This window comes from Methanosaeta sp. UBA356, assembly GCF_002496465.1.
GTDB lineage: Archaea > Halobacteriota > Methanosarcinia > Methanotrichales > Methanotrichaceae > Methanothrix > Methanothrix soehngenii.
The window spans coordinates 44,899-56,780 of sequence record NZ_DAKC01000118.1 but is presented as its reverse complement, the minus strand read 5'-3'; the positions used below and the strand labels follow the sequence as shown (position 1 = coordinate 56,780).

Annotated in this window: 9 protein-coding genes and 1 tRNA gene; 2 read left to right on the top strand and 8 right to left on the bottom strand. The window is 52.1% G+C overall.

Features of this window, described 5'->3' with window-relative positions:
• Nucleotides 1-321 precede the first annotated feature (321 nt).
• A complete protein-coding gene (locus BP727_RS11515; protein WP_286858917.1) occupies nt 322-2,667 on the top strand; it encodes a lamin tail domain-containing protein in 2,346 nt (781 codons plus the stop codon).
• Nucleotides 2,668-2,697: 30 nt separating this feature from the next.
• Here the strand turns inward: BP727_RS11515 and BP727_RS11510 are convergent, their stop codons facing one another.
• From BP727_RS11510 to BP727_RS11475, 8 genes are all read right to left on the bottom strand, one after another.
• Entirely contained in the window at nt 2,698-3,042 is a 345-nt protein-coding gene (locus BP727_RS11510) for a winged helix-turn-helix domain-containing protein (protein WP_286858915.1), read from the bottom strand.
• 88 nt (nt 3,043-3,130) lie between these two features.
• Complete coding sequence (locus BP727_RS11505) at nt 3,131-3,586, bottom strand: hypothetical protein (protein ID WP_276619544.1); 456 nt, start codon at nt 3,584-3,586, stop codon at nt 3,131-3,133.
• A 29-nt stretch (nt 3,587-3,615) separates the two neighbouring features.
• Entirely contained in the window at nt 3,616-4,581 is a 966-nt protein-coding gene (locus tag BP727_RS11500; protein ID WP_157863701.1) for a hypothetical protein, read from the bottom strand.
• A gap of 59 nt (nt 4,582-4,640) precedes the next feature.
• Nucleotides 4,641-5,555, bottom strand: coding sequence for a phosphoribosylaminoimidazolesuccinocarboxamide synthase (locus tag BP727_RS11495; protein ID WP_013719144.1), 915 nt, complete (start codon nt 5,553-5,555; stop codon nt 4,641-4,643).
• A gap of 82 nt (nt 5,556-5,637) precedes the next feature.
• Entirely contained in the window at nt 5,638-7,275 is a 1,638-nt protein-coding gene (gene thsA / locus BP727_RS11490) for a thermosome subunit alpha (RefSeq protein WP_013719145.1), read from the bottom strand.
• A 171-nt stretch (nt 7,276-7,446) separates the two neighbouring features.
• Nucleotides 7,447-8,166, bottom strand: coding sequence for a creatininase family protein (locus BP727_RS11485; RefSeq protein ID WP_273278006.1), 720 nt, complete (start codon nt 8,164-8,166; stop codon nt 7,447-7,449).
• Nucleotides 8,163-10,946, bottom strand: coding sequence for an oligosaccharyl transferase, archaeosortase A system-associated (locus tag BP727_RS11480; RefSeq protein WP_286858910.1), 2,784 nt, complete (start codon nt 10,944-10,946; stop codon nt 8,163-8,165). The genes BP727_RS11485 and BP727_RS11480 overlap by 4 nt, the downstream gene beginning before the upstream one ends.
• Nucleotides 10,947-11,026: 80 nt before the next feature.
• Nucleotides 11,027-11,100, bottom strand: a tRNA-Ile gene (locus BP727_RS11475).
• A gap of 241 nt (nt 11,101-11,341) precedes the next feature.
• Between BP727_RS11475 and BP727_RS11470 the strand changes: the two genes are divergently transcribed.
• Nucleotides 11,342-11,755: a hypothetical protein gene (locus tag BP727_RS11470; protein ID WP_286858921.1), complete on the top strand. Its 414-nt coding sequence runs from the start codon at nt 11,342-11,344 to the stop codon at nt 11,753-11,755.
• The last annotated feature ends 127 nt before the right edge of the window (nt 11,756-11,882 follow it).

Here is an 11,882-nt window from a genome sequence, read left to right as displayed (position 1 = left end):
AATCCCGATCGGCGCATATAAGGCCAAGTTATATCCTGGCGACAGGGTCCGTCTGGCAGGTTTGCTTGACAATTTTTTTTGCTCTTCTCTGAATTATATAGATGAAGTCCTGCAGAGATAATCGCCTCTGCTACTCGGCGTCTCTGTGGTTGTGTCTGAGCATATCGGTTCACCAATCTTGCGACTAACATAATTCTTCAGATCCCATCGGTCCGCCCGGGGGATTGGTGAGATAAATGAAATTGCATTATTCTGCCCACAAATCCTTACAATTGGTAGGTATGCTCTTTTATTCTGAGAGATGATATCCGAGCATGAATTATGAGGCTCATGTATATTTTGATCCTGCTGGCTCTGAATGCATGCTCTTTTGCCTCTGCTTCTGGATCCGTAGTGATAAACGAGGTGGAGCTGGATTATATCGAGGATGATGCTGAGATCCAGTGGGTTGAAATATATAATAATGGCGAGGAGGAGGTTGATGTGAGCGGCTGGGCGATCATGTCCAGTGATGATCGATCCAGAAAGGAGTTCATTGATGAGGGAACTATACTTTCTCCTGGAGATTTTTATCTGATGTACTTTGGGGAGAAATGGCTGAGCAACTATGGTGCAGTCATAATCCTGGAGGACGATTTTGATCATGAGGTTGATCGCACTATCAGCATATATGATAGCCAGGAGGATGGCTGCGCCTGGGGCAAATATCCAGATGGCGAATCTGAATGGATGTTCATGGAATCCACACCAGGCGCTCCCAATTCCGGCGTTCAATGCGATGTGACGACGAGCAAGGCGGTCATATTCAATATGGATGGCAGCGTATCCGGCAGAGGCTATTTGAACCTGCAGAACCGAGGCGGCGATCCGGTTGGCGGCAGTTTTATCTCTCATGAGCATGGATCAGGCGATTACAGTGCCGATTCCTCTTTCCGGATGGATATAAACGATGTCATGAATGTCAGCAGAATTGATCTGAAAAAGGATGCCCTTTCCATGCGCTACAACCGCACCTTCAATGGTCTGCCTGGCAATAGGACTGTATATTATGACTCTTTATGGGCAGAATCGTCCTCGATCAAGAGCATGAATGAGGGGGGCGAAGATGGATCAATGGCATCTCAGTCCACCACTTATGGAAACTCGATATCAAAGGACGTTGCGGTCCAATCCAAATATGGATCTCTTAAGATGAAACTCAGCTCAGACTCGGTCGGCAGGACCAATGTAGAATACTGCTCAGATAAGCTTAAGCTCTCCGAGGAGTACTTGGGCGGATTCCATATTGAGGAAACCATCACCAAGGGTGAATATCAGAGGGCAGTGAACTCCACAGACGAATCGGGCTATGTGGATGTATACAAGAAGGTGGGTGAGGACTATTCCAGCTATGAGAGGGGAAGCGGACTCTATCAGGCGGAGGAAATCATCGAGGCGGGAGATTATGCCCGAAAGAATGTCATCTTAGACTACATGCCAGCCGGCTATTCATACTCTAATGACTCAGTGGCAAATCGATCTCATATGTGGGAAGAGGGGTTCGGGCTGAACGCCACCAATGGCCTCTATGCAGAGGAGCACTATACCAACCTGGCGAAATTGGAGAAAGAGGTCGAGGTCAAATGGCCCAATGAGGTGAGGACATCCTCCAGCTTCATAGGCCAAGCCAGCTTGAAGTCCGTCTTCAGACGAGGGAACAACAGCACCGATCTTGCCCTGCTGGAGGATGATTATATTGGTGACTACAAGATCGACAGGACGATCTTCATCCTTCCCAAGTATGACTCGCCCCATATGTCTGTGTACAAGCAGGGTTATGTCGATCCAGATCGCTGTGATGTCCTCAGATTCGCCGTCACTGTGGTCAATGACGGGAATCGGACGTTTGCGCCTATATATGTCCGTGATACATTTCCCTCGGGAACCCGCTTCATAGGCTCCTCTGTTGAGCCGATGGAGCTCGCCCGGACCTATGGCAACTGGTCGATACCAGCCCTAGGCTCGGGGGATTCGTTCACGATCGATATGCAGTTCAAGGTTATCACCAGAAAAGAGAACTATACGAATCGGGCGAGGGCTAACACTATCTATGTCTATTCCTCTCGGGGAACGCCCAGAGAGCGCAAGCTCAGGGTGAGCAACAGCACCACCCTGGATTTGGATTGGAGCGGCTGTCCTGCCGAATTGCTGCCCTTGGACTTCACTGCTACTCTCTCCCCAGTAGACGAGAAGATTGTAAGCTACCGGTTGATATTGAATAACACCGCTGATTATACTATGAGCGCGAACATCACTGCTCTATTGCCTGAGGGCATGAGCTTCATCAACTCCACCACTGCTACCCTGGAGAATGATTCTGGTGTGGTCAAATGGAGCATTCGAAGGATCGACGCCGGACGAAGAAGGACGGTGAGCTTCATGGCAGTGGCGGAAAGGGAGGGCCTTTTCGAGGTCAAAGCACTGGTATCTGGTAGCTCCACCGAGGGCAACGAAAGCATATCTACCAGTTCCTCCGCCCTTGTTGTAGTAGGCAAGCCTCCCCGGGCATCAAATATAGAATCGTTGCAGTCTATGCAATGGCTGCCATGCGGTGATAGCGCTCTGTATCAATCCCTGGCAAAAGTAGATGCCGGAAGCAGGTCGGAGATCAAATGCTGTTCCTGGTGATCCGAACTTGATTAGGTCATTGGGGAATAGTCAGTGCTCCTCAATGTTCAGTATGCTGCAGATCTCTTTGAGGTCCAGCAGCATCTCCTTGCCTGCGGGTGTGATTTTATGCATTTTACCCTCCTTAACCAGATAGCCCTTATCGGTCAGCCATTTCAGATAAACTCCTGCATTCTTAAAATTGAGGTTTATTTGATAGACTATCCTGGTCTTACTCGCTCCTTCTCCACTGCATATTTCCAGAATGCTGCTCAGTACCTCCAGCCTGGTTCTCCTTGCCATCTTTTTCCCTCTAAAAAAATATCCTACTATAGCTGGATTTGAATACTGATAAACCTTTTGTACTTTTGTTACTGAATACTGAATCGATATCAATAGGTTCTGTAATATGGCTGGATAGAAAACTGGCTATGAACGAGGTCACATGAAAACAAAAAAACAGATTTAAATCACCCGAAGATAGTCATCGGGACAGGATAGCGAGGATCTTGCGGTCAAGCTCTTCTGCCCCCTGTCGCAGCTTAGGGTCCTCAAGGGCCATCAGCTTTGCCAGATCTCTGCGCAGGGGCCCCAGGATGAGATAATCCTTTGACCCATCGGCAGAAGATGCCAGCTCTTTTAGCCTCTCCAATCTTTGCATCATAGCATCCGGTTTATGCAATAGATCGGACAGTTCCCTCAATGCTCCTGCCACCTGCCTTCCCCGGTCGGTCAGCACCAGGAATCTGACCCTACCCTCTGGCCGGGAGATTATAAGCCCTTGCTCCTCCAGCTCGCCCAGGATGCTGGAGGTATGGGGAAAGGTGGAGTCTATGTGCTTGGCAATCTGGGCGGCATAGGCCGGCTCCATCTCGCTTAAGGCCAGGACGGCGAGGGAGGGCTTTTCCCTGAGGAAAAGCCGCTGCAATGGATCCTTCATATTGGATGCTATCGGTCTATCGGCCCTTCTCACTCTGCCTGCTGGCTATCCTCTGGCCGAATCGAAACCGGACGAACAATGACCGCCTCTAGAGCTTCAGTCGGTGGGGCTATGGTCCCTGGCTTGTCGAAGTCATAATACATGTCGCTCGACTCCATGCTGACCTCGACTGTTCCCAGCTCAATCGATTCGTTGAACATGGTCATCTGGCTGGTGTTCATGTCAAGGCCAGCTACGATTATTGGAGTCATTTTAAAGCTCGTCTTGCTCTCGTACTTGACGGGGATATAGGTGTTCTTTGAGATCCAGATGGTCTTCTCCATCCTGCCTGTCTCGTTCAACTCCGTTCGGTTGACCGAGGGCATGAACATGGGGTAGGAGACCAGATTGGCGGCCATGCTAAAAGCGGTTTCATATAGGGCATCGCTCTCAGCCGCACCGTTTATGATTCGCAGCTTATAGGCGTCGGTGCCGTTTATGTTCTCCGAGCCAGCCAATTCCGCCTGAGAGATATTGAAGGTCTCGGCCATGGCCTTTATCTGGTTATTTCTGCCATCTTTCCAGATCTCCTCTGCTGTCATCGGATCCTGGAGATGGGTCCAGTTGCCGTTATCCCTAATGTAGGTCGAGTTGCCCATTTGGTAGAGATCTGCTTCATTGGTGGTGGTGTTCCTCTCCGATCCACGATGCTCCACCTCAATAGTGGTTGAGCCTCTGGCATGGGCCTGCTTGCCGGCAAGGTTTACAGTGGCCGTGGTTTCCGCACTCTCTTTTATTATGGTTGCGTTCTCTGCAGTGGCATTTTCCCCTCTGTCATTGAGCGTTCTGATGTTGGATATTGTGCTCTTGAGACTGTAGCTGGTCAGGTTCTCTGCCGCGGACAGGGATAAAGCCTTTAAGTCTTCCACGCTCTTTTCCGGCGTATCCTGGTTCTCGGTACAACCGGATATAGCCAGGGCAGCAAGTATCAGAATTACCAATAGCACTCTCTTCATATCATCATCCCTTGATAGATTTCCTTTAAATTTTCGCTTATTCAAAATTAGCCTTAACCTCATCCCTTAGCCTTGAACTTTTCCCCTGTGATCATCTCGAACAGCTTGATGTAGATCCGGCTTGTCTCCCCAACCACATCATTCGGAAGGGCGGGTATAGCAGGTTCCGCTTTTCCCTCTTCTCGGGCCTGGTATAGCCGGTCCTTGTAGCCCGTCTGACGGTAGTACTGGCGCACATACTCCTTGGAGAGATCAACGAGCTCTCCCTCATCGTAGCGCTTCCTATCCCAGAAACGGTCCTCGTCTGCGGTTCCATAGACATCGACGATCATTATCTGTCGATCCATATCGAAGGCCAGCTCTTTTTTGCCGTCTGCGTGGATCAAGCCACGACTGGCAACGCTGCGGTTGATATCCTCATCGATCTTGAGAACAATATCCCGGGCATCCTCGTACTCCTGAGGGGAGAGGCCGGATATCTGCAGTGCCTCTTCCTTTGCAATAAGTCGGTCGGTCTTCTCCAGCTTCGTGGAGACCTCCAGGAATGGTTCGGGCAGCTCTTCTCCAGGTTTCACCACATGCCCTGATGCAAAGCCTAGATCTTGAGCTGCTATCTCACCGGCTTTTACCCGGTCGAAGAGGGATCCAGCCACATACCAGCGGCATATCCATTCCAGGGGAATCAGATAGTTTCTGGATTGGGGTGTGATCCTATTCGTGGGAAGGATATCCACCTTTTTGCAGAGCATACCGGCCGGCGGCAGATACTGCAAAAAGTGTGTCCTGATGCCCATTTCATCTGCCCTTTCAAACCAGTAGACCCCCTCCCGGCTGAGGGTCTCGCCTTTAAAGGGAATGGTGCTCGGAATTACCTTGTCGAAGACGGAGATATTGTCAGTGAATTGAAACTCCAGTCGGTCTCCCAGGTCGTATGCCTCTTTAACCTTGCCTTTCAATAGAAGCGTGCGTTCCATTGCCGGAGATGAACCTGGCAAGAAGATAACACTTTTGCTATTATGTCTCGCAGACTTAAAAAAAGGGGATGATCGGAGAGGTTTATTCGAAGTCCTCTCCACCCATGCCGCCGGGCATTCCGCCTGGTCCGCCCGCAGGCCCGCCTGCCTTGGAGGCGATGACATCGTCGATCCTGAGTATCATGACTGCTGCCTCGGCAGCTGAGTTGATGGCCTGGGTCTTGACCCGCAGGGGCTCGACCACACCCAGCTTCATCATGTCTACAGGAACGCCGGTATCCATGTCCAGGCCGGAGCTCTTGATACCCTTCTCATGCTGGCTGCGCAGGGCAACCAGAGAGTCGATCTGGTCCAGACCGGCGTTCTCGGCCAGGGTCTTGGGTATGACCTCCATGGAGTCGGCGAAGGCCTCGATGGCCAGCTGCTCCCTGCCACCGACGGTTGCTGCATACTCTCTGAGACGAAGCGCCAGCTCTACCTCTGGAGCGCCGCCGCCGGGAACGAGCATCTTGTCCTCCACTACGACCCCCACCACTCGCAGGGCATCCTCCATCGCTCTGTTCAGCTCATCCACTACGTGCTCAGTGCCTCCTCTCAGGATGATAGAGACCGACTTGGGATTCTCGCATTCCTCGACAAAGGTCATCTTCTCGTCGCCGATCTTTCTCTCCTCGACCAGGCCTGCTCTTCCCAGATCCTTCTCCGTCAGGTCATGGATGCTGGTGACAACCCTGCCGCCAGTGGCGCGAGCCAGCTTCTCCATGTCGCTCTTCTTGACCCGGCGCACAGTGTAGATCCCTTCTTTGGCCAGGAAGTGCTGGGCCAGATCATCGATGCCCTTCTGGCAGAATACCACATTGGCCCCGGTCTTGATTACGTTGTCCACCATGCCCTTGAGCATGCTCTCTTCCTGATCCAGGAAGGCCTGAAGCTGATCTGGGGATGTGATCTCTATTTTGGCATCGACCTCGGTCTTCTCGATCTCGATGGCAGCATTGAGCAGGGCGATCTTGGCCCCGGTTACCTTCTTTGGCATATTGGGGTGGAGCCTATCCTTGTCGATGACCATGCCGTGAACCAGCTCGGAGTCAGTTATCCCTCCTCCTACCTTCTTCTCCACGGTGATGTTATCGGTGTCCACAGAGCCGTCCTCATCCACCACGGCCTTAACTGCCTCCACGGCCAGCGCGGCAAGCTCCTCTCTGGCGGTCCCTGATCCCTTGCCCGTCATGGAGGTGATGGCAATCTTCTTGAGAAAATCGGCATCATTGACAGTGACGCTGACGGCAATCTTATTTAGGATCTCCATGGCTTTGTCTGCTGCTGCCCTGTAGCCCGCGGCGATGACTGTGGGATGAATCTCCTGGTCCAGCAGTCCTTCTGCCTGCTTGAGGAGCTCTCCTGCCAGGACTACGGCAGTGGTTGTGCCGTCTCCGACCTCAGCATCCTGGGTCTTGGCGATCTCTACCATCATTTTGGCTGCCGGATGCTCGATGTCCATCTCCTTTAGAATGGTGACGCCGTCATTGGTTATTACCACATCTCCCAAGTTGTCGACCATCATCTTGTCCATGCCCTTGGGGCCGAGTGTGGTTCTCACGGCACCTGCGACTGCCTTTGCAGCCATGATGTTTGACTTCTGTGCCTCACGACCTGCAGTTCTCTGGCTTCCTTCTTTAAGAATAATTATGGGCTGTCCGCCCAGTTGTCCTGCTGCCATTTAATCTCCTCCGTTGAATTAGTTCAAAGCGTGATATCCGGTGTTTAAACTTCTATATGAATATTGCGATAGGTGAGCAACTCATTCCAGCTGCGAGCTTAAAGATAAAAAGGAAAATAAGGAACGATAGATGCAGTCGAAATGCCCCAAATCGAGGCCTATCTCACCATTCTATCGCTCTTTCCAGCAGTCGGACTCCAGCTCCTCCAGAGCATCTATGAGCCCTTCCGCCGCCATTGCCAGGAAGTTCTGTCCCTTCTTTATGGTGGCTGGGGCGGGATTTCCCATGATCCCAGTTCCCATCAGGTGGCGGACATCCTTCATTATCAGGAATCTGGGCCTTGGGGGAAAATGCTCCTCTGGCAGTCCCTTGACCAGGTCTTTGCGAATGACCATCATCATCGAGGTCTCTATCTCTCCGGCATGCCCGTCATGTGGCGTCTCTGCTGCCTGAGGATCGATCAGATCGAACAGAGATACCAGGCTGACCCGGAATTCGCGTTCCTCCAATGCCATCTGGCAGGCCTCTTTTAGGGCGGACATATGCTGGCTCCCGGCATGGCCGGTTAGGATCAGGACATTTTCGAATCCGCTATCTGTAAATGATATCAGCAGCTCTTTCACATATGAGCGCAGGGCATCATGCCCCACAGTGATGGTGCCGGGAAAGCCTCGGGTGCTGCGACAGACCCCGTAGTGGATGGGCGGAGCCAGGAATACCTCTCGCTTCTGGGCAACAGTGCGTGCCGTCTCCATGGCCTGGATGGTATCGGTGATCGTGGGGAGATGAGGGCCATGCTCCTCGGTCGCCCCCACGGGCAGGATCACCGTTCTGGTCACCTTCAGCCCCTCTTCGATCTCCGGCCAGCTCATATCCTCCAAGAGCTTCATATATTGATGCTCGCTCCTGCCAGAACATACTCCTCTGGGACCCTCAGACCGTAGACGACATCGCCTACGTATAGGGTGTAGTTCCCCACCGCTTTGGTGTCAAACTGCGTCCCACCGGATATAGGGCCTTCAGTCGAATATGGCAGCACCAGGACAAACTGGCCGTCTGAATTGCTCACATTTGATTGCCTGTACTCGAACATCCTGTTCTGATTGGTCTGGATGTCTATGGAGGCCATAACTGGGGTTCCTGCCTGAGCACTCCCTTTGACCACAGCACCCGGCACATTCTCGAAGGTCTTGACCCACTTCTGGCCGCTGGAGGTGACTGGTGTCTCTGACTCATGCACCAGGCGGAAGTGCTGCAGTGCTTCCAGGGGTATGGCGGAGACTGCCGGGCTGGTGGAACCGATCTCTGCCATATATCCTTTCTCTTTGCTGGCCCGGACGAACTCCTCCAGTTCGGTGAAGTTGCTGCTTATCTTAGGCGCTTCGGTGAGGACGGGAACTATCACTCCCTCTTCTATCTCCACTCCCTTATAGGACAGTCCTATCCCCTGATCTCCTGCTATCTCCGATCCATCGAAGAAGAACATTCGCGCAGTCATGGATTTAAAGTAGGGCTCTCGCCAGATCTGGAACTGGCCATATTCTCCACCTTGTTCCTGCAAAAATCCGCCGAGATAATTCGAATTAGATATGCCGCTCCATGCGGCCATGGCATGGAACTTTCCGGTGGCCATCTGCTGGTCGACCATCACATACTTGGTGTTCATGTAGCGGGACCTGTTCTGGTCCAGCTCAGCCAGCACCTTCTCCGCCTGGCTCTCGTTCTCCGCCAGGAAGAAGGGAGAAGATCCCGGCCTGTTCTGGGTGACGCTGCCTATTCCCTGCTGGAAGGGATTGGCATTGGGAATTCTATGGCCAACGACCTCTATCAGGTGGCCGTAATCCCACCAGGACATGATGCCGTAAGCAGAATCAGGATATTCGTACTTGCCGCTGGCAGGGTATTGGTACTTCTCATAGAGTTCCATTCCCGGGCTGGGGGTATTGTCCCTTAGCCAGGCGGTGGAGGTCAGCCAGTCAGATTCCGGGCCGCTTGCGCCTCGAGCGTAGACTGTGCTCCAGCTCATACTGGGCAGTATGATCAAAGCGAAGATGAATATCGCAGCGCCAATTGTCTTGAGGTTTGACCTTACAAGCCTGGAGGGATCCTTCAGGTTATCAATATCCAGGTCCATATCCTCGATGCCCAGCTTTTGGAGGATATATACGACCAGAAATGCCGTTAGCACCGCCACATTTACCCCATAGTAATAGGCAAACCTGTTCTGGGCGAGGACCATGACCAGCATGATCAGGGACCATGATAATACCGCTATATCCACAGGCCTCTGCCTCCAGATATTCCTGAAAGCAAGCAGGAGAAGAGCCACCAGGGCGAAGGTGAATGTCGACAGGAAAAGGGCGATCATGCTATTGGTATGGAAGGAGAAGATGCCTTCTATCCAGCCGATGCCTGGGAACCAGGTTAGAACATTGTTGACATTGGCGAATAATGGCGATGCCTCGCCGATGGTGGCAGCTCCTCCTGTCTTCTGCTGGAAGATGGACAGTCCCGCCAGCAGGGGACGGGTGAACTGGGGGATGGCGATATAGAGTATGCCTGTGCCGATCAGCGTCGCAGCAGCGATCGATCCAGGATAATAGTACCTCTTGAGGCCTTTCTGGTTGAGATATCGGGACAGAAGGGCGAAGACCAACGCCGCTGCCGCGCCTATGAGAAGGCTGGTCGGCTGGAAGAGACTGTAGTAATAATGGTTGAATCCGTAGTAGGGCTTGACGAAGGGAAGAATGGGAATGATCGCCACTATGAAGGCGATGGCTGCGATGATGCCCAGGTAATCGATGCTCTTCCCCTTCATATGATCGAAGATGCTCTGCCAGAAGACGAAGAAGAGTATCACGCCTACAAACAGGAATCCAGACGACCAGGCATCGATGTACAGCCCCAAGAAAAGCCCTGACAGGGCGGAGAAGATGAGTGGGCTCTTGAACTTGGACCAGTCATCTTTGAGGGAATCGAAGGTCATGCGTCTTCCGGAGCGGAGTGCCATGAGCAGGAACATCATGGCTATGGTGCTGAGCAGGATCTCGGCCGCATGGTGATCAGTGAATCCCAATGTGGTGCGGCTGAATACCTGGCCGGGAATGACGGCGATGATTAATGCCGATATCAGTCCACAGTTCTTGCCTGCCAATTCCCTTCCAATGAAGTAGATGGGGAAGACCAGAAGCGCTCCCAGAACAGCAGGCATAATGGCTCCAACCGTATCCACCAGATGCATGCTGGGGTTGCCCAGGCCCAGTATTTCAGAGACCAGGGCGATTGCCCAGCTGTGAAATGGGCCGAAATGCAATGTCGTTCCATTGGGGAAGTTGGTCATGGGATCGAACCACAGCCTCTGATGGTTGATCACCACTCCTCTGGCCAGCATCATGTGGTACCATGCATCAGTTTCGCTGCTGAAGACGACGCCGTTATCTGTGAATACCAATTTCCAATTGTAATAGGTGCGCAAAAAGAGCGAGACTGCTGCAGCAACAATTAATCCTGCGTAAATCAGGATATCGTTGTTCTGCCACAAGCACGCTGCGCTTTTTGATTTTGCCTTCTTTTCCAAAGGGGTAGGCGGCAAATCCTGTGGCTTGGCCTCCTGAACGCCAGCGGCGGTTTTTTTGCCATCATCACCCTTTCCTACGGATCTCTTAGACATCAGAGCCCACAAGACCATTCTATCCTCATAAACGTTTTGAATCACCGGTAGCCAAAAGCAGAGATATGCAAAAAAAATTATGGGCCCGACGCGATTTGAACGCGTGACCTCACGGTTATCAGCCGTGCGCTCAACCTGGCTAAGCTACGGGCCCGGTCCGCACTCTGCATTGATGGACCCATTAATAACTGTTTCCCTGCCAGAGCTCCCGATCGCTTGAAGGGAGCCCGGATAAATGCTGTCCGGCGAACCTAGGCTGGATTTGACTGCCTTCAAGGGGTTGCGGATCGATAAGATTCGCAGAGGCGGCGTCTGCTTAGCGATGGCGGGTGGGGGCAGATCTTCAGCTCTTCGACAGCCTTAAATCGATGCAGATTGATTAAGTACTGGTGCTTATGGACTCTACCAATATTGAAAATGATGATGCTAAAGAGATTAGAGAGGACAGGGAGAATAGGGGAGATCTCGAAGGCCTTTACGATCTGGCTATACCCTTGAGCATGCCGATTACCGTTATACGCGAGCTGGTGGAGAAGTTCGATGTCGAGCCTGTATTGCGGCCGGGTAAGATGGATATGACCGGCGAGGTGATGGACAGAGAGATACTGGTGCTCAGGGGGGACCTGGAGACTGTTAAAGCGGTCGAGAAGTACATGTTCGAGGCCCTGGACAGGAAGATTGCAGAATGGAATAGCACTGATAAAGAAGAGAAATATAAGAAGTACTATGAGGAGCAGTCCCGTCTGAGGTTGAAGGAGGTAAAGGAGAATCCAGATGCAGTCAGCAACTGGGAGCTCACTTCCGATTGATGGCGATTTCTATCAAGAATCAATCTATCAATACCCATTTGTTCTTTCCCTCCCAGAGCTTCAGGGAATAGAGCTTGATCGATGTGGTCTCCATCTCTTTTTTCAGCCGCTCTGCAATCCACAAAGC